19 protein-coding genes are annotated in these 19910 nt (G+C 32.9%); 7 read left to right on the forward strand and 12 right to left on the reverse strand.

The genetic code is table 11. The features are described from left to right. Positions 1–15: 15 nt before the first annotated feature. The 4 genes from Q0845_RS22360 to Q0845_RS22375 all read right to left on the reverse strand — a co-directional run bounded on the left by Q0845_RS22360 (position 16) and on the right by Q0845_RS22375 (position 3053). Complete coding sequence (locus Q0845_RS22360; protein WP_298518194.1) at positions 16–201, reverse strand: hypothetical protein; 186 nt, start codon at positions 199–201, stop codon at positions 16–18. Between the two features lie 153 nt (positions 202–354). Then, positions 355–1650, reverse strand: a complete 1296-nt coding sequence (locus Q0845_RS22365) for a tetratricopeptide repeat protein (protein ID WP_298518196.1) — start codon at positions 1648–1650, stop codon at positions 355–357. A 162-nt stretch (positions 1651–1812) separates the two neighbouring features. Continuing rightward, positions 1813–2370, reverse strand: coding sequence for a DUF4331 family protein (locus Q0845_RS22370; RefSeq protein WP_298518199.1), 558 nt, complete (start codon positions 2368–2370; stop codon positions 1813–1815). 32 nt (positions 2371–2402) lie between these two features. Then, positions 2403–3053: a DUF4331 family protein gene (locus Q0845_RS22375; RefSeq protein WP_298518201.1), complete on the reverse strand. Its 651-nt coding sequence runs from the start codon at positions 3051–3053 to the stop codon at positions 2403–2405. A gap of 572 nt (positions 3054–3625) precedes the next feature. Between Q0845_RS22375 and ettA the strand changes: the two genes are divergently transcribed. The 6 genes from ettA to Q0845_RS22405 all read left to right on the forward strand — a co-directional run bounded on the left by ettA (position 3626) and on the right by Q0845_RS22405 (position 11539). Then, positions 3626–5317, forward strand: coding sequence for an energy-dependent translational throttle protein EttA (ettA, locus tag Q0845_RS22380; protein ID WP_298518203.1), 1692 nt, complete (start codon positions 3626–3628; stop codon positions 5315–5317). 212 nt (positions 5318–5529) lie between these two features. Then, complete coding sequence (locus tag Q0845_RS22385; RefSeq protein WP_298518205.1) at positions 5530–7581, forward strand: tetratricopeptide repeat protein; 2052 nt, start codon at positions 5530–5532, stop codon at positions 7579–7581. Continuing rightward, positions 7581–8312 carry a LytTR family DNA-binding domain-containing protein gene (locus Q0845_RS22390; protein WP_298518207.1) on the forward strand — a complete coding sequence of 244 codons (732 nt, stop codon included), beginning with the start codon at positions 7581–7583 and terminating at the stop codon, positions 8310–8312. The genes Q0845_RS22385 and Q0845_RS22390 overlap by 1 nt, the downstream gene beginning before the upstream one ends. 144 nt (positions 8313–8456) lie before the next feature. Next, positions 8457–9668: a hypothetical protein gene (locus Q0845_RS22395; RefSeq protein WP_298518209.1), complete on the forward strand. Its 1212-nt coding sequence runs from the start codon at positions 8457–8459 to the stop codon at positions 9666–9668. Positions 9669–9677: 9 nt separating this feature from the next. Then, on the forward strand, positions 9678–10727 hold the full coding sequence (locus Q0845_RS22400; protein WP_298518212.1) for a T9SS type A sorting domain-containing protein: 1050 nt from the start codon (positions 9678–9680) through the stop codon (positions 10725–10727). 254 nt (positions 10728–10981) lie between these two features. Continuing rightward, positions 10982–11539 (forward strand): transposase, encoded by a 558-nt coding sequence (locus Q0845_RS22405; RefSeq protein ID WP_298518214.1) that lies wholly within the window; start codon positions 10982–10984, stop codon positions 11537–11539. A 75-nt stretch (positions 11540–11614) separates the two neighbouring features. Here the strand turns inward: Q0845_RS22405 and Q0845_RS22410 are convergent, their stop codons facing one another. After that, positions 11615–12154, reverse strand: coding sequence for an aspartyl/asparaginyl beta-hydroxylase domain-containing protein (locus tag Q0845_RS22410; protein ID WP_298518216.1), 540 nt, complete (start codon positions 12152–12154; stop codon positions 11615–11617). Positions 12155–12170: 16 nt separating this feature from the next. Continuing rightward, positions 12171–12584 carry a dioxygenase gene (locus tag Q0845_RS22415; RefSeq protein WP_298518219.1) on the reverse strand — a complete coding sequence of 138 codons (414 nt, stop codon included), beginning with the start codon at positions 12582–12584 and terminating at the stop codon, positions 12171–12173. 291 nt (positions 12585–12875) lie between these two features. Here Q0845_RS22415 and Q0845_RS22420 point away from each other — a divergent pair, with 291 nt between their 5' ends. Beyond that, positions 12876–15077, forward strand: coding sequence for a response regulator (locus Q0845_RS22420; RefSeq protein ID WP_298518222.1), 2202 nt, complete (start codon positions 12876–12878; stop codon positions 15075–15077). Here the strand turns inward: Q0845_RS22420 and Q0845_RS22425 are convergent. The 6 genes from Q0845_RS22425 to Q0845_RS22450 form a co-directional block, all read right to left on the reverse strand. Beyond that, complete coding sequence (locus tag Q0845_RS22425; RefSeq protein WP_298518237.1) at positions 15070–15627, reverse strand: VTT domain-containing protein; 558 nt, start codon at positions 15625–15627, stop codon at positions 15070–15072. The genes Q0845_RS22420 and Q0845_RS22425 overlap by 8 nt on opposite strands. A 48-nt stretch (positions 15628–15675) precedes the next feature. Next, positions 15676–16377 carry a hypothetical protein gene (locus Q0845_RS22430; RefSeq protein ID WP_298518243.1) on the reverse strand — a complete coding sequence of 234 codons (702 nt, stop codon included), beginning with the start codon at positions 16375–16377 and terminating at the stop codon, positions 15676–15678. Further along, entirely contained in the window at positions 16370–17260 is an 891-nt protein-coding gene (locus Q0845_RS22435; protein WP_298518244.1) for a DUF6734 family protein, read from the reverse strand. The genes Q0845_RS22430 and Q0845_RS22435 overlap by 8 nt, the downstream gene beginning before the upstream one ends. 172 nt (positions 17261–17432) lie before the next feature. Further along, on the reverse strand, positions 17433–17615 hold the full coding sequence (locus Q0845_RS22440) for a class I lanthipeptide (protein WP_298518245.1): 183 nt from the start codon (positions 17613–17615) through the stop codon (positions 17433–17435). Between the two features lie 254 nt (positions 17616–17869). Beyond that, positions 17870–18817 (reverse strand): helix-turn-helix domain-containing GNAT family N-acetyltransferase, encoded by a 948-nt coding sequence (locus Q0845_RS22445; RefSeq protein ID WP_298518250.1) that lies wholly within the window; start codon positions 18815–18817, stop codon positions 17870–17872. A gap of 70 nt (positions 18818–18887) precedes the next feature. Further along, positions 18888–19904: a formimidoylglutamase gene (locus tag Q0845_RS22450; protein ID WP_298518253.1), complete on the reverse strand. Its 1017-nt coding sequence runs from the start codon at positions 19902–19904 to the stop codon at positions 18888–18890. Between the last annotated feature and the right edge of the window lie 6 nt (positions 19905–19910).

Consider the following 19910-nt stretch of genomic DNA (forward strand, 5'->3'; position numbering starts at 1 on the left):
TGAGTATACATGTTTTTAATCATCACAGATATTCCAAATACTTTCAGTATTACAACCTGGTACATACGAAAATTTACAAATGATTTGTCCATTTGGAAGTGGATACGATGTAAATACTGAACCGCCTTTTAGTGAGCTTGGATCAAAATTTGAAATCTCTGTTTTGTTTAATCTTAACGTTTTTAGATTCTTTTTTTTCATGGTAGTATGTTTTTGATTATACTATAAATCTACTGAAAGTCAACAGTTTTGTGTTACGGTATGACCATAAAACAAAAAGACACTTCCTAAAAAGTGCCTTTTCAATAAAAACCAATCGCCTAACAAAAAGTTAGTTCTTACAAATTATGGGGACTATAATCGTTCTATTTTTTGAGTCATTATTGGACCTAATTCAAAACTGCTTTCCAACAATTCAGATTTGATATCTTGTATGGTTGCGGTTTCTCCGTTTGCTTTTAAAATTTCTGCTACATGATACATGGCAACAGGTTCAAACGTTTTATCAATTATATGTGCTTTTACAATGTCGAGGGCTTTTGCAGCATCACCTTGTAAATGATATGTCCAAGCTAATAAATCGTACGCTTGCGGAGTTGGACGAAGTTCAATTTCCTGTTGCGCTATTTCTAAAGCCTTTTCTGTATTGTTCAATTCTTCCGAAAGAACAGAAATCGCATACGAAGTATACATAACTCCATATTTTTCATCTTCAATAGCTTTCATAAACGCTGCAATATTTTTTTCTTTTTCCGCATTTTCTCCCATGAATTCCGCAATCTCAGCCTTTAACAAGTAATAATCTGGAGCTTTGTGTTGTGACATGATGGTATTTAAAATTCGCAATGCTTCCGTTGGATTTTTTTCATGTGAAAATACAATCCAAGCAATTCCTTTTTTAGCATATGCGTCGTTTGGATCTAATTCCAAGGCTTTTAAATAATGTTCATACGCATCTTTAATGCTGCCGGCATGACCGTAAAAATCAGCCAAGTTTGTATATGACCATTGCTGTAGCGCAGTATTATTTGCTGCTTCGGCTTTCCACATTGCTTTTTCCATCATTTTGATGGCAGCCAGTAATTTTCCTTTATGATCGTACCATTTTGACAATCGGATCATGGCATCAAAACTGTTTTCATTCTTAAAAATGTTGAGGTAGGTTTCTGCTTCTTGTATATTTCCTAATTCTAAATGTACATCAAACAGCATCTTTTGTGTCGCTTGAAGGTTCTCGCCCAATACTTCTGCATTTTGCAATAACACCAAGGCTTCTTGAAAGCGATGTTGGGAAATATAATTGCGCGTCAAGCTTCTAATATATCCTGCATTTTGATACTTTGTACGTTCATTTACCAATTCTAAATGACGTGCAGCTTCCGCTAAATGTGTAATGTTTCCTGTGGCGTTAAATAACTGTGTTTCTGCCTTCGCAATTTTGCTATGATACGGATATTGATTTGGAGATTTCTCTAGTTTTTCTGACCAAAACTTATGAATTTCAGTAGCAGTTTGTGTTGTTCTGTTTTCAGCGATGTCTAAATATGTATTGTACGATTTTGACGCAGTAATTTTTTGTGATGGAGTAGATGTGCAGCTCATCATAAGCATGCATACTCCAAGAATTTGAAAGGCGATTTTGGTATTCATTAGTTTGACTTTTATAAAAGTTAAGCTAACTCCGTTGAAAAGCGGAGTCTTGTTTGTATAGTTACATATAATTTTAAAAGAGAGCACCTAGTTTGATCGTTCAACTAAAAAACACGTTAAATTGTGTGACTAAATGCTCTCGTAGCAAATCAGATAATTAAATTACCACGGTGTGGCTAAGTATGGAAATGAGGACAAAAAAGGTTTGTCATTGGCGTCAACATGATCATCCGAAAGATTTGGGTTTTCCATGAAATCTTCGCCGCCAAAAATTAATAGTAATTCTACCGTAATCACGTCATCTGCTAAAGCGCGACCTGTTAATACATTGGTTCCATCAAAGAAAGTAGTGGTTCCATCCAAAGAAACATTCAAGACATCCGTTGCTAATAAGCCTGTAAAAGCAGCTGCATCTTGTCCCAAAGCATTTTGATCACCAGGATTGGCAAACGCTGGACTTAAGGCTGTTAAATTGGTTTGAAACATACTTTGAAAAGCCGCATTCTGTTGTGACGGAATCGTCGTATTGAACGCATCTTTATTGGCAGAGGATACAAAAACGGTATTCACCGCAGGTCTTCCCATTTGGTCTTGTTGTGAAAATGTTCCTGAAAAATCAGGCATATTGTCAATAATAATTGTGTTATCGTCAGAAGAGCAACTTGTCAATAAAAACAGACTTAGTATTACTGTTCCGAATATAGATTGTATAGTTTTCATTTAAATATTTTTTATGTGTGAATGTTGATTGATTATTGTTTTCCTTTGGCTTCTGCCCAAACATTAATGGTTCCTGAACCACCAATTTGTGATTTTGGCACTTCTACTACAATTGATAGTACATTGCTTCCTGCAAACGTGTCAGTTCCCGGATCATTAAAACTGGTTGCGTTTCCAGCGATAATTTCCCCGTACTGTGCAAAATCCATAAAAAAAGGATCGTCTCTTGGACCTGCAAAAAATTGCATTCCATTATTCGTAGCAGTGATGGCGTTGCTTCCATATGGAGTAATATCTACTGAAGAAGCTGTTTCTACAGCTTCAATAACACTATTGAGTCCTGTGGCACTTGGCGCTACTGGTCCAAAAAAGTACATTTTGTCTCCTCTTGGAATTGCTTGAATCACTAAATCTTCCACACTGTCGCCCGTAGTGTCAATATTAATTTCAATCAATGTGTTTTCGTCAAAAGAAGCATTTCCTGTTGCTGTGGGACTTAATAATCCTTGTGTGTTTACAACAAAAGCGATATTGTTGTTGTCTGCTCCCTGAAAGGCGTAGAAATCGGTAATGTCAGAAGTTGTTCCCTGAACCGCAGGCGCATCAATATGATCAGCTGCAATCAAAAAGAAACTTCCCACCAATACAATACTGATTCCTAAAATGGCTGTTACTCGTTTCATAATTTTTAAGTTTAAATAGATTTTTACTGTTTGATCTTACTTACGAGAACAAGTACAATACGGTTTTTAAAAAGTGTATTTTTTTTAAAAAAGTTTTAGGGAGTATAGTTTTATTTAGCGTAAAAGGCTGTTTTTGAGACACTTGAAATTGCGTGAAGTTTTTGTTTTTTTTGAGAAAATATACTTTTAGAACGTATAAAAAAGTAAATAGGACGTAAAAAGTATTCTTTTTTAGCGGTCAATTCTAAGATGTGTACTTGTATATTTATTGCTTTCTTCAAGAGGAATGAAAACATTTGTCAAGTGAAATTGTATATATGTTACGGAGTAAATAAATTTTTAATACCTATTAAAGTTAAGTTTACTATGTATTAAAATAAATTTTACTAGGTAGTAAAATTATAAAACCTCTTGAGAATAATATTCATTTCTCAGGACAAAAGGAATAAAACTACTTGAAGATAGCATGATTTGGTCTTGAAAATTAATCTTTTTCAATCCATCATTTATATGTGCGAATGCTACGACAATTATGTATATTTGTGACGAAGTAATAAAATCAACGCATAATTATGTCAGACGATAAGAAAGTTATCTTTTCCATGAATAGGGTTTCTAAAACCTATCAAAGTACTAACAAACAAGTTTTAAAAGATATATACCTAAGTTTTTTCTACGGAGCTAAAATCGGGATTCTCGGTCTCAACGGTTCTGGTAAGTCTACCTTACTCAAAATCATTGCAGGTGTAGAGAAAAACTATCAAGGAGATGTTACGTTTTCACCAGGGTATAAAGTAGGCTATTTAGAACAAGAGCCACAACTTGATGAAACAAAAACGGTGATGGAAGTTGTAAAAGAAGGTGTTGCCGAAACGGTTGCCATCTTAGATGAATACAACAAAATCAACGATATGTTTGGTTTGGAAGAAGTATATTCAGATGCAGACAGAATGGAGAAGTTGATGGCGCAACAAGCAGATTTACAAGATAAAATCGATGCTAGTAACGCTTGGGAATTAGATACCAAGTTAGAAATTGCCATGGACGCTTTACGTACGCCAGAACCAGATAAATTAATTGGCGTACTTTCTGGAGGAGAACGTCGTCGTGTAGCTTTGTGTCGTTTGTTATTACAAGAACCAGAAATCTTATTACTTGATGAGCCTACCAACCACCTGGATGCAGAATCTGTACATTGGTTAGAGCATCATTTAGCACAATACAAAGGAACGGTTATTGCCGTAACGCACGATAGATATTTCTTAGATAATGTAGCAGGTTGGATTTTAGAATTGGATAGAGGAGAAGGAATTCCTTGGAAAGGAAATTATTCTTCTTGGTTAGATCAAAAATCGAAACGTATGGCGCAAGAAAGCAAAACAGCTTCCAAACGTCAAAAAACATTAGAACGAGAATTAGAATGGGTTCGTCAAGGAGCAAAAGGTCGTCAAACAAAGCAAAAAGCACGTTTGAAGAATTATGACAAATTGATGAGTCAAGACCAAAAACAAATGGACGCAAAACTGGAAATTTACATTCCAAATGGTCCACGTTTAGGAACCAACGTAATTGAAGCAACAGGTGTTTCTAAAGCATTTGGTGATAAATTATTATATGAAGATTTAAACTTCAACTTACCACAAGCGGGAATTGTAGGTGTTATTGGACCAAATGGAGCTGGTAAAACAACCATTTTCAAAATGATTATGGGAGAAGAAGCACCAGACAAAGGAAGCTTTACGGTAGGAGAAACGGCAAAAATCGCGTATGTAGATCAGTCTCACTCGAACATTGATCCGAATAAATCAATTTGGGCAAACTTCTCTGACGAGCAGGAATTAGTAATGATGGGCGGAAAGCAAGTAAACTCTAGAGCCTACTTAAGTCGATTTAATTTTGCAGGAAGTGAACAAAACAAAAAGGTTGATACACTTTCTGGTGGAGAACGAAATCGTCTGCATTTAGCGATGACGTTGAAAGAAGAAGGAAACGTATTATTACTGGATGAGCCTACGAACGACTTGGATGTAAATACATTACGAGCGTTGGAAGAAGGTTTGGAAAACTTTGCAGGTTGTGCGGTAGTCATTTCGCATGATAGATGGTTTTTAGATCGTATCTGTACACATATCTTGGCTTTTGAAGGAGATTCGCAAGTTTATTTCTTTGAAGGAAGCTTCTCAGATTATGAAGAAAACAAAAAGAAACGTTTAGGTGGCGACTTGATGCCGAAGCGTATTAAATATAAGAAGTTGATTCGTTAGACTTCGAAATAAAAAATGTCATTTCGAGCGCAGTCGAGAAACTTTCATTCAATTGCGTCTTGATTTCAATAATGCTCAATGTGGCATAAAAACTTAAAAACCTTTGCAATATGCGAAGGTTTTTATTTTTTAAAAATATCTCATTTTAGAGATACTTCATTACATTTACTACTTATTTAATTTCTTTTTCATAGAATTTAAAACAGTACTGCATGAATACGATTCCTAAATATCTTTTCTTGTTCCTTGTGGTAGTCTCCTTTTCGGGAACTATGCATGCTCAAAATGCTGTGGTAGATAGTCTACAGAATGAATTACGTCTTCATACACAAAAAGATACGATACGCGTAAATCTTCTATCTTCATTAATTCATCAAGTTTATGATTTGGATGTAGCGCAGGCAGAAACATTATTAAAAGAAGCCGAAGAAATATCTAACACATTACAGTATACAAAAGGAAAAGCCACTGTTAATTATTATAAAGGACATATTGAAATTATAAAATACAATTTTGAAAAGAGTATCCAACACTTTGATGAGGCCTATAAATTGTATGAAAATATCAATGATTTTAAGGGAATGGCCAGATGTTATGCCAGCAAAGGATATGCATACTATGATTCTGGTGATTATACAAAATCGTTAGTGTATTACAATAAATCCATTCCATTATACAAGAAAAGTAACAATATAAAAGGACTTGCAAGTACCTTAAATAATATCGCAGGTATTTATGCAGATCAAGGAAAATATTACGAAGCCATAAAAAAATATACGGAGTCTAAAGACATTAAAGAAAAGCTTCATAACTTATATGGTGTTGCAAAATTATACACAAATATTGGAGGTGTGTATGGGGAAATGAATAATTATACAAATGCACTTGAAAACTTAAAAAAGGCTGAAGATATTTATGATTCAATAGCTAAAAATAGAAAGTCGTGGATACTTTTATCAAATATTGGAATTATTTATAGCAAGCAAAAACAATATGATAAAGCCTTAGACTATTATAATAAGTCATTAGCAATTTGCGAGCAACAAGAAAATAAACTTGGCATTGCAGATAATTACAATAAAATAGGAAACATTTATAAAGCCCAATCAAAAAATGAAGAAGCATTGAACCTGTTTCATAAAGCATTGATTATTTGTAAAGATATATCAGACAAAAAAGGAATGCTAATTAGTTATACGGGCCTAGCTAATTGTTATTTTCTTCAGAGAAATTACAAAACCGCATTGGAGTACACATTAAAAATTCAGGCTACAGGAACAGAATTAAAAATGTTACCGTATCAGCAAGAAGCGCATAAACTATTGGCTGATATTTATGAAAATTTAGGAGAGCCTGAAAAATCATTAGCAAATTATAAAAAGTTCAAAACATTGAGTGATAGTTTGCTAAATAAAGAGATTAACAAAAAAATTATACAATTTGAATTTGATTATAAATACAAGCAAGAGTTAGAACAAGCAAATAAAAAAGTAGAAACAACCACAAAAGACCTGCAAAAATCAAAGTATAATTTCCTTTTAGGAATCATTATTTTTCTTGGCATTACGCTGGTTTTAGTGACCATCATCTTTTTCTTGAGATTGCGAAATGTAAACATCAAAAACCAAAACGTTTTAACAGAACAAAAACTCTTACGATCTCAGATGACGCCTCACTTTATCTTTAATGCATTGTCTGTGTTGCAAGGTATTATTTTGAATAAAGAAGAAGAAAAATCACTCACATATTTATCTAAATTTTCAAGACTACTTCGCATCACATTAGAAAATTCTAGAGATAAAATTGTATCGCTAGATCAAGAGTTAATAGCTGTCGAGAATTACTTAGCGCTACAAAATATTAAATCTAACTTTTCTTATGAGTATACGATCTTTTTGGATGATTCAATAGATAAAAACTTATTTGAAATTCCTCCCATGTTGATTCAGCCTTTTATAGAAAATGCTTTTGAACATGCCGTTGATAAACAGAAGAAAGAATTAAAAATTCAGATATCGTTGAAGTATTTAAATAATGAATTAATTTGCACTATTATAGATAATGGTTTAGGTATTAATTCACAAAAAGAAAATACAAAAAAGCACAAGAAATCATTGGCAACTACGATTACTTCTGAACGATTAACGATTTTATCTAAAAACTTAAAAACCAAAGGAGCAATCACCATAGAGGATAGAGAAAAATATAATGAACGAGGTACTATTGTTACGCTAATTATTCCTCATAAATTGAAAAGTTTATAATGAAATCACTCATCATAGAAGACGAAGAATATATTCGAAAAGGTCTGGTAAATTTGCTAGATAAGGTAGGTTCTAACGTGCAAGTTATTGGTGAATGCGGATCTATCAAAGAAGCAGTAATACTCACAAAAGCCTGCAAACCAGAATTGATTTTTTTAGATATCAATCTAATAGATGGAACTGCTTTTGATTTTTTAGAACAGTCAACATATAAAGACTTTAAAATTATTTTTATCACTGCTTTTGAAGAATATGCGCTCAAAGCTTTTAGATTGGGAGCCATTGATTATCTTTTAAAACCCATCGATATTGAAGAGTTAAGAACGGCTTTACAAAAAGTTGAAAAATTGCCATTACAACAACAAAAACAACAACTAAATATTGTAAAACAAGCCTTAGCTCATAAAAAGGATAAATTAATATTATCGCTAGAAGATAGCTTTCAAGTAGTGCATTTAGACCAACTTATGTTTTGTGAATCGGATAAAGGTTATACAACATTTTACTGTAGTGATGGAAAAAAATATATGGTTTCAAAAATACTCAAGGAATTTGAAGAACAATTGTCCAATACCGAATTTATACGCCCGCATCAATCCTTTATAGTCAATTTGAATTTCATAGATAAATACGATAAATCAGGAGTCATTTACTTGGAAAATGGAAAGAAGATTCCTGTGTCTTTAAGAAAGAGAGAATCTTTCTTAGCGGCTTTTTTAAATAAAAAGTAAGTTGATGTATGGATTCCATCACAAATTCAAATATTTGGTGTTAACTAGCGATTATTAATTCTGAATCAGCGCAAAATGGTTGATTGTTTCTTCCGCTACTCTTATCACATACTTTTGTTTTTCATAACCATAAAATGAAAACAAATGGAAATAAAATTATCTAAGACCATAAAAATTACAACACTCTTTTTTTTAATGGTATTTACCAGTAATGCAGCAGATTTAGTTGTAAGAGATGGTGGAGCAGGTGGAGCTTACGCAACAATTACATCAGCCATTGCAGCTGCTTCGGATGGAGACCGAATTATCATACGACCTAAGTCTTCCAATCTTCCATACATAGAAAGTGTGTCTGTCAACAAATCGCTCACATTTGTCACAGAAATACATGGAGTTAGATATGCAGTTCTTGGAAATTTTAATATTGAAGCAGCAGCAGGAAGAATCGTTACGGTACATGATTTAGAATTAGAAGGCACAAACAATGTTACAATGTCTAGTGATGTTACAGGTAATGATAGAATGCAAATTAACATATTAAACTCTAGAGTGAACAATGGTTTTGGAGATATAAATTTTCAAAAAAATAGTGTAACTGTCAATGTTGTTGGTTGTTCTTTTAGAAGTTTAAGAATGGTTCATGGGAAAGCAATTGCGAATGATTGTGAAAAAATTATAGTAGGACCAGATAATGGAACTGTATTAGCAAATGATGATATTTATATCATAGCAAATAAAATTTTTACGAGTGATCTTAATGTTGACCCGGTAGAAATATTCCAACCGCAGTATGCATTTCATGTTCTCAATAATTATATAAAATCCTTGTCGGGATCTAACTATGTTCTTATAACAAGCGCAAAAGAAAATACTACAAATTTTATCAATAATAATTATGTAGAAGGAACCACTAGTCAACGTATTAGAATAGATGGTAGCGGAACAGGAACAGGAACACATAATATTGTAATCAATAATAATATTTTAAGCGCAATTGATGTGAACAACTCTGATGCTTTTGTAGTGGCTACATATAATGTTACTACGAATACTGCATTTTCATTTTCAAGTGTAGATATTCAATCGAATAATACAACCAATGTTAATTTCACAACAAGTCCAACTGCAGATATCCTTGCTGTAGGAGACAATATTAATGCTGGTGATCCAAATTCGATATATACAGACATCGATTTAACTCGGAATGATATAGGAAGAGCAGGCGGATCTTTTTCTTGGAATAACTATTGGCCATTACAAGATCAACAACCTTATGTGTTTTTTCTAAATACACCAAGAATCATTTTTAATGGAATAACTACGTTTGATGCCAACGGATCTGGAACTACTAACTAAGAGATAGATATGAAAAATTATTACAGTTTATTGCTGTTCCTTGGTTGGTGTATGTTATCGTACGGACAAGTGAGTATTACAACAGCAGAATACTTTTGGGATACTGATCCGGGCGAAGGCAATGGAACTATATTTACGGTTGCAGATGGAAATTTCGATAATGCCTTAGAAGCTATTTTTGAAAGCGGAATTGTTGTTCCTGCTGCCAACGGATTGCATACATTTAATGTACGGATGCAAAACAGTAACAGTGTTTGGGGAAATGTATTTACGCAAGTCATTGATGTAAGTGATAATCCAGTAGGAACGAACGCAGCTGTAACACTAGCGGAAGCAGAATATTTTTGGAATACAGATCCTGGTGAAGGTAATGGAATTGCATTTACGGTGGCAGATGGTAGTTTTGACAATCCTTTGGAAGCTCTTTTAGAAATCGGAATTGCGGTTCCTTCAACAACTGGATTGCACACATTTAATGCGCGTATTAAAAACAGCAACAATACTTGGGGAAATGTATTTACGCAAATCATTGATGTAAGTGATGATTCAGTAGGAACAAATGCTGTGGTAACACTAACGGAAGCAGAATATTTTTGGGACACCGATCCTGGCGAAGGCAATGGAATTGCATTTACTGCGGCAGATGGAAACTTTGACAATGCTTTAGAACGTTTAGCTGTAGCATCTATTGATATTGTTAATCCAGTTGGATTACATGCGTTTAATGTGCGACTTAAAAATAGTGACAATACTTGGGGAAATGTATTTACGCAAGTAATAGATATAGAAACAACGCTAAGTATCGCTGAAAACTCTTTTGGTGAAGATTTAAAGTTAGTTCCCAATCCAAGTCGTACCTATACCAATGTACAATTAGGTGCTAAGCATACTAATGTAAATTTGGTTGTGATTGATATTATGGGAAAACAAGTTTTTTCAGCAAACTATAATAGTACAGACACGATAGAAGTAGATACTTCAAGATATACTTCCGGAATGTATATAATCAATATAACTTCAGAGAAGAAAAAAGCAAGTTTAAAGTTAATAGTAAAATAGTGAAAATAGGATTAATTGTGTTAAACTAAACCTATGTAATTATTAGTTAGTGCGAGTCTGACTCGCGCTAACTTTTAATTTTAGCTAGCGCGAGTTTATAACTCGTGCTAAAAACAAAAAACAAAAAACAAAAAACAATTTATAAATCGTTACAACTATATTTTCTACATTTTTTGTAATTTAGATACCACTACGCGTAGAATTATAAAACCTCACTAAAAACTCATACTCTAAAACACTTTTTATTTAGAATCATGAGTAGAAAATACAAATTTCATAATAAATCAGGCATTTATTTTATCAGTTTTGCTACTGTATATTGGGTTGATGTGTTTACACGACAAATCTATTATAATATACTTATCGATAGCATTAACTATTGTAGAAAACAAAAAGGTATGGAATTATATACGTATTGTTTTATGCCAAATCATATACATCTAATTTTTAGATCTGCGAAAGAAGATCCTTCTGGTCTACTTAGAGATTTTAAAAAGTATACTTCTAAGAAATTGATTGAAGCCATAAAAAATAATCGTCGAGAAAGTAGAAGAGAATGGCTTTTATCGATGTTTGAAAAAGCTGGAAAAGAAAAAAGTAATGTATCAACATATCAATTTTGGCAACAAAATAATCATCCCATTGAACTTTGGACCCAAAAAAGCATAAAACAAAAAATTACGTATATACATCAAAATCCCGTAAAAGCAGGTTTTGTGACTGATACAATTGATTGGAAATATTCTAGTGCTAGAAACTTTCAAGGCGATCATACTATTTTAGAAATAGATGATATGGGTTTCTTTGACTAATTAGGTTTTAATATTTTATATGTTTTGAGTTGTTTTTCAGCACGAGTTGCAAACTCGCACTAACTCGCGCTAGCTTTAATTTTTAGCTTGCTTAAAAACATGCGTTAACCAATCGTTTACAATACAATCTAAAATAATATGTATGCGTGGTTTGTCGCTGTTATTTCTAACTTCATGTTCTAGATGGAAATTACAATACCAACATTCACCTGCTTTCATATGAATAGGTTCATCTTCTACTAAAATTTCAACTTTATCATTGGTTTGTACAGGAATATGCAAGCGTACTTGTCCATATTCAAAACTGTATCCAGTGTCTCTGTGTTTCTGAATGCTTGCGCCAGGATCTAAGGTATGTACACGAAATGTTTCTACATTGCATTGAAACATCTCAAAAATAGAAAGCAAATACGGACACTTTTTGAGTGCATCATTTGGTAAGAAAACGGGTAAATTATCAGGTCCCATGATTGGTTCAATAAAATGCTTTAACCATAAAGTTTCCAATTCTACAGATGGATTATAGATATCTTGAAAGTCTTTTGATGAAAATTGAGCAAGCTCTTTTTTCATAATATCAGGAGCAAATTCGAAAGGTAGTTTGAGCGCATTCATATATCTAAATTAGAAATTATTTTGCAAACACTTCACTTTCATCAGAAAAAGCCTTGAATTCTAACGGATTTCCACTAAAATCAAAGACAAACATCGTTCGTTGTTCGCCTGCTTGACCTTCATAGCGAACTTGTGGTTTTACAACAAATTCAATATCATGAGTTTCAAAGATTTTCTGCAAAGCTTCAAATTGAGAAATAGTCAACAAGCAGCCAAAATGCGGAATAGGAACACGTATGCCATCTACTTTTCCACAATAATCTAAGTCAGGAATATCCGTACTGACATGTCCAGATAATTGATGTCCAAAAAAATCAAAATCTATCCAATGTTCGGTAGAGCGACCTTCTGTGCAGCCTAATAATTCCACATAAAATTTACGTGTAGATTCAATATCCTTTATTTTAAAAGCGTAGTGAAAAGCATTCATATCTTTATTATTACTTATATAAATTGGTACAGTACTCGCAAGTTGAAAACTCAAAGCTACAATAAAAAAGCAAATACCCTGAAAACGTTTTTTATAGAAATTTTTAAGTGGTTATTACCTTCTCTAACGATATAATTAAAAAAGGAAATAATAAGCATATAATGAACTCCAAGTTGATGCCCATTGTTCTTTCGGATCAATATAAAATCAAATTGCAGGGAATAATTTTTTGGAAAATATATTACTATAGTATTTTTTCGTATTTTAAGGGTGTTTTTAAAACTAAAATCTTTGAAAAACGTTATACCTACTACCATACTATTATGTCTATTGATGATGCTTTCCGCTCAAAGTCAAGAGATAGACAAAGAAAAGATTAGCGATAGTATTTATAAATATCTCAATACATCGACTCTCTATTTTTCAAAATACCAATACAAAGAAGCTATTGAAGCCTCTAATCGAGGAATTGTATATGCAAGTCAAATTGATGATTATTATCACTTGGCACTATTTTACAATGAATTGGGATTAGGGTATGAAGGAATTTCAGAATTTGAAAGATCTAAAAAAAACTATCTGACTGCTTTGCGTTTTGCCCAAAAAGGAGCCAATGATACACTTCAAGGTTGGGTTTACAATAATATTGGAAATGTATATTCGGAAGGTTTGAAAAATACAGATTCAGCTATTTATTATTATAAAGAATCCTTACGTTTTGCAGAAAAATTAAAAGATACTTCCGAAATTTTAACTCCAATCCTAAATATTGGATGGACGTATGCAGATCAAGGTGATTTTGACACTGCGTATCCATATTTGGTAAAATCAGAAAAAATGATTTTTACAGAACACGGAGATATCTCGGGAAAGGCTCAAATCAATTTTTTGTTAGGACGTTATTATATGTATAAGGAAAAGTTGGTATTGGCGGATAACTACTTTAAATCTTCCATTCAATATGCTAAAAGCGATGGTTTATTAGATGAATTGACTGAAATTTATGAGCAATATGCCATTTTAGCACAAAAACAAGGTAAATACGAACAAGCGTATGAATATTTACAAACGCATTTAAAATATCAGGATTCCCTATTTGATGAAACAAAAATTAAGGAGAATCAATTGGCATTGGCAAAGTTTTCTGTCGATGATGTTAAAAAAGATTTACAGCAAGTAAAGGAGAAGCAAAAGTCGCAAGAAACCATTATGAAAAAGTCACAGCAAATCTCGTATGTGTTGATGATTGCTGGTTTTATTTTGATTTTGTTGTTGATCAATATGTTCAAAAACTATAAGTTTAGAAACAAGGCTTTAGAAAAACTTCGCTTGAAAAATACGGAACTGCGAGAAGCTAAAATAGAAGCAGAAGCACAAGCGAATCTTAAGTCGCAATTCTTCTCAACAGTCAGTCACGAATTGCGAACGCCTTTGTACGGAGTTGTTGGTTTGACGTCATTATTATCTGAAGATTTTCCAAATTTAAAAAAGAATGAAAACTTTAAGTCGCTTAAGTTTTCGAGTAAATACTTATTGTCGCTCATCAACAATGTATTACAGATCAATAAAATTGAATCGCAAGGAGTGAAGCTGGAGAGTATTCCTTTTAATGTGAGGAATTTATTAAACGAAGTTGTGAATTCCTTCAGTTTCTCGGCGAATCAAAATAAAAACAAAGTACATCAAGAAATTGATCCTAAAATCCCAGAAATCCTGTTAGGAGATTCTGTTCGACTGTCACAAATTTTGATGAATCTTATAGGAAATGCGATCAAGTTTACGGAAGATGGAAATATTTGGATTCGATTAGAATCAGAAGGGAAAAAAGATAAAACACATACCATTAAATTTACGATTCAAGATGATGGAATTGGTATTCCAAAAGATAAACAAGTTTCCGTATTTGATAAGTTTGTCCAATTGCGTCCGATTGAGAAAAACTACCAAGGTACAGGCTTAGGTTTATCTATTGTAAAACGTTTGTTATTACTTTTTGAGAGTGATATTACGCTGAAAAGTGAAGAAAATAACGGAACCGAATTTTCGTTTTCCATTGCCCTCGAAGAAAGTTGCGAGCTTTCTATGAAAGACAAATCGGCACCCATAAAAACAATCAATACGATTGATAAAAATATTTTAATTGTTGATGATAACAAGATAAATCGTGTTGTAACGAAGCGAATTTTACAAAGTAAAGGTTATCAATGTGATACTGCAGAAGATGGATTGGAAGCCATTGATATTCTTAAAGTGAATACGTATGACTTGATTTTAATGGATATTAATATGCCAAGAATTGATGGTGTTGAAACGACAAAGCGCATTCGCGAAACGGATCAAAAAACGCCGATCATTGCATTAACTGCCGTAGAAGAAGATCAAATAAGAGATCGGATTTATGACGCAGGTATGAACGATTTTATCATCAAACCGTACGATTTGGCAGAGTTTCATCAAATTATTTTGAAAAATTTATACGTGAATATTATATAAAATACGAGCTTCCGTAAATATATACTGTACACAAAATCAATTCGCCAATAAAAATACTTACGGCAAAAACAATCGGATTAATCTTCATGGCGCCTGCAGTATAGCAAATCAAATCGGTAGGAACAAAAGGAAAAAATGCCCAAAATATGATAAACAGCGGACCATATTTTCCGGAAAGCTTCTCTTTAACCAAATTAGAAGCTTTTGTGTTTTTATCAAACAGTTTTGAAAAACCGAGTTTATCTGAAAAATAATATACAATCATCGAAGAAATCACGATGCCGATAACTGAAATTACAAGCACCATAAACAAGTCGTTCGGAAATAAAAAGACACCTGCAAAAATAAGTGCTGTACTTGGAAGCATAACAAAACCGCGCACTAAGTGACAAATAGCAAAAATAACCCAACCATAATTTCCATACGATTGAATTTTTGCAACAATACTCTCTCTCGAAAATGTTTCTGGAAAAATAATATTGTACAGGATAAAACCAACAATAAGGGCAATCCAAAAGCGTCTAAAAAACGTAATATAACTTTCTTTCATGAATGTGTAGTTCAATACCGAATACAAGACGTCAAAGCTACATAATTGTTACGAAGAAGTGCTGCTAATTATAAAAGTTTTATGGATCAAATTTCTCAAGATCATCAGAGTCAATTTTCGAACTTGTTGTCGCTCTGCTTCAGAGGTCACATCAAACTCGCTCTCAAATGTATGTACAGCAGAACGTATGGTTGTAGGTTCTTCCATACATGAGATTAGAAAATACTGGTATTCATTAATAGCTACTTCCAATACGTTGCTATTTGCAAAAAAGTCAAAACTTCCTGTTTGCAGAAAAGCCAAAAAGAAATGCTCCTCACTTTCAGATTGTGTCATATGTTCAAACTGATGCGTTAAATCATACATTCCATCAAATGTCCAATCTGCCGTTAGTTCATATATATTCAGCAATGGATTGATTACAAACGTTTCGTCATAAATCAATTCAATATCTCGAGACAAGAAAAGTTCTCGTTGCTTAAAAATGTCCAATTCAGATTTGAATATTTTTTCCATCTCGGAAGAACTAAGTCTAAGCGACTTTTTCTCATGTTCAATTCTATATATTTCTTTGAGCAGATTTCTTGAGTTTGCATCTAGATGTTGTTGATCACCAAGAAAATCTTGAAATGCAGCATCAGAATCTAAACAAGGAAATGAATTTGATGCATGCGTTAATACACCTTTTTCTTTTTGTGAAAAATTCATCAAGGCGATCGTTCTCCAGTAATCATTTTCGGTATTAGACATAATTATCAATTAACTTCATTACTTTGGCATGATACTCAGGATATTCTGTAAGCAATTGCATTTCCAATTCTCGGCAAGACGCGAACTTTGTTTTACCAGCGGCAAACAAATGCACAAATTTTTCATGGTGTTGATACTTTCGCATGAAATCTGTCAAATCCATTCGAATAGTTTCATTTTCTTTTATATAATGCTGAACTTTAATATTTTTCTCTCTAGCCATTGCACTATACAAGAATTGTTCATAAATAATCGCAAAACTTGAACCTACTATTGATACATCTATTTTTTGCTTATTGCTATCTATAAACCAAAACGCTTGATCTGCAAACTCTTTAAAAAAATCAACATTATTTCCTCCTATAATACCTGCGTTGCTTGCTTTTATGATCGGTTGTTCTTTTAAGTCTGTTTCAATCACTTTCGGTAAGGTTAGACCATGTTCTCTAAGCATTTGAATGCTAGATTTATAATTAGCTCCAGTATCAATATCGACATGTTGTCCTATCAGTTCAGCGTTTTCTATTTTAGAGTTAAAGCGTTCCCATATAAAGACATCACCATCTACATGTATAAAAGGTTCATCTTGCAGTGCATACGCATGTATCTTTCCTAGTGCCCATAAGTTTTTTGGATAGTGATTTAAAGCATCTAAGGTTACCTGAACGCTATCATAAGGCAATTGTAACTTGTCTACAAGAATTTCTTTTCCTTTGGCATCTGTGATTAATTCAATTGTATGGTAAACCTTTTTAAAAGTCAAACAACTCAACGTCCAACTCATTAAAAAATACTTCATATGTGGCCAACCTGCTATTGAGCTATTCTTACTTCTTGAAGATTGTAGTATAGGTTTCGACCAAAAACTGTGGACTATTTTCATTTATCGATTGATTGTTTGATGCTATAGAAACAGATTTTATAGATTTCGTTTGACTTTTTAATAGTGTTTGACAAAATTTAGAAAATAAGAGACCCTTGGAACACCAAGGGTCTGCAGAAATATAAAGTTGTCAAAAATTTTATATTGAAACTTTTAATTCCTAAATGGAGATTTAATCCAACGTACAGTTTTGGTCTTGCCAAATAGTAGTACAATTTTTAGTTGGGCAGAATGTTGGAAATTTAGAAGTACAGTTCCAATACGTGGCACCTCCAATAATTTTCTGTCCCATAGATTCATTTAATTCGGTAATTTTTGTCTTGTTTAAGCTTAAGCTTTGTTTTTTCTTTTTCATGATTTTGAAAATTTAAAGATTAATAATTACCTAAAATTAAAGGAGTTACTTGATAAATCATACCAATGAATGTCGTGATTTATAAATCCAGACTGATTTCATATTTTTTAAGATATAATTATGTAAAATTTTGGGTGTAAGCACTTTATAAAATACTCTTAATTTTCTATTTGTAACAAAATTCCAAGTTTCTAAAAGTCTAACAATCTAAGTAGTCTAACAATCTAACCAAATCTAACCAAGTCTAACAAAGTCTAAAAAAACAATTCCATTTTAATATTACTACGTTCATACGGACTTCCTTCTTCTACAGGAATTTCTTTAAAACCATACTTTTCGTAGATATAAATAGCATTTTCAAGTTTTCTATTAGAATATAGAATGAACTTTGTAAAACCTTGTTCCTTGGCAAAATCTAGACAATGCTGCATTAATTTTTGACCTATCTTTTTTCCTCTGAATGCAGGTGAGACAGCCATTTTGCTAAGCTCATAAATATTATCTTCTATTTTTATCAACGCGACAGTTCCTGCAATGCGTTCTCCATCTTTGGCAAAAAAGATATGTCCGCCTTTATCAACAATATAACTTTTAGCATTGCTCAAAACTTCTTTATCATGCGGTTCTACATAGAAAAAAGTTTCCAACCATTCCAAGTTTAAATTGTAAAACGCATCTGCATACTTTTCATCAAAAGATATAATTGTGATGTCTAAAGATTCTATGGATTTCATATTCTCAATCACACGTTCGCTCATACTTTTTTCAGAAAAAGCATCTTCCAATTTGCTCAAATGTGCCACCAAACTCTCGGAAGAAAAAGTCGTTAGGTTTTCGATGGTTTCATGAATTACATTCCAAATCGGAATCATTTTAATCAACAGTTTTTCACCTTTTAATGACAGCGAAACATTTTTTTTGCGTTTATCTGCTTCATTACTATCAGTCGTGATCAATTCTTTTTTTAAAAGCTTGTTTAAGGTCTGAGTAATAGCAGGTTGCGTAACATTTAGCAACTCTCTTATTTCTGTATTGGTCGTTTTGTTTTTTAATGAAATGATCTTAAAAGCAGGGAATAAATACGGATCAAAGTCAATTCCGTAATAGGTATATACTTTTTGCGTTTCCTTCATCATCACTTCACTCATACGATTCAATCTTGAACCCAAACTAATTTCTCTAAATTCGCGTAATGCATCCATTGTATAATTGTTTATATAAGTACTTATGTAAAAATATGTAGAATTTGAATATTTTCCAAATAAAGAAATCTTATTTACGGATAAAATCGGTAATTAAATAGCTGAGTAATTTGCCAACTATATACATTTCTCTCGGATCGTCGGCATTTGGCGCAGCTTCACACAAATGTAAATAGGCTGCGTTTTTTTGCTTTCCAAAGAAGGAAGCAAACATACGTGCTTCGTTGGCAGTAAAACCACTTGGAGTCATGGCACTACTTGGTACATTTTCAATAGAATCGCAGTCAATTTCAACACCAAAAGGACGATTGTTGATAAAGTCTAAAACAGTATTCAGCTGAAATGAAAATCCTTGTTCTTGTCGAATTTTAATACCTTCGAAGGTATTGTATTTAATACGATCTGCATATTGATCAATCGTTTTAAAGACTTTTTTGGAAGTATAATTTTCATGCAATCCAAACATAAAATATTTGTCCATAAAACATTTTTTAAACGCATAACTAAACCCATTTCCGCTGTGCCTGCCTTCCAAACTTCTAAAGTCTGTATGCGCGTCAAAATTAACCACATTGATCGCTTTGCTTTTTCCTAACGCAGTTCCTTTAATATTTCCATACGCGTTGTTATGTCCGCCACCAATAACAATCGGCGTTTTTCCAGCACTTACAATTTGAAACATTAAATAGCTAACTTCTTCATCGATTTTAGCAACTAATTCGCTTAATTTTTGATGATAATCATAAGCGCTTGCATACATTTTATCGGCAGTTTCCATGAATTCAGAAAAATCCAAATGTCCTAAGACTAAGACTCTTCTTCCTTTATTATATGCGTTATCTTGTGTATTTACGAGTGCTTTCAAAGCAGCATTCCACGCCGTAGTAGCGCCGGCTTTTCCATGATTGGCACGAATACCAATATCTTCAGGAATTCCAAAAAGCACATATTTTGCATCCGATTGCTGTAATTGTGCAACTAAATTTTCAGAAGATAAAAGCGTTTCTACTTTTTCTCCAAATTTAGTTTCCCCATCTCGTTTAGAAATCAGCGCGTTGAGGTTCGCGCGAGTGTACAAGTGTAACATGGTTAT

This window comes from uncultured Kordia sp., assembly GCF_947489565.1.
GTDB lineage: Bacteria > Bacteroidota > Bacteroidia > Flavobacteriales > Flavobacteriaceae > Kordia.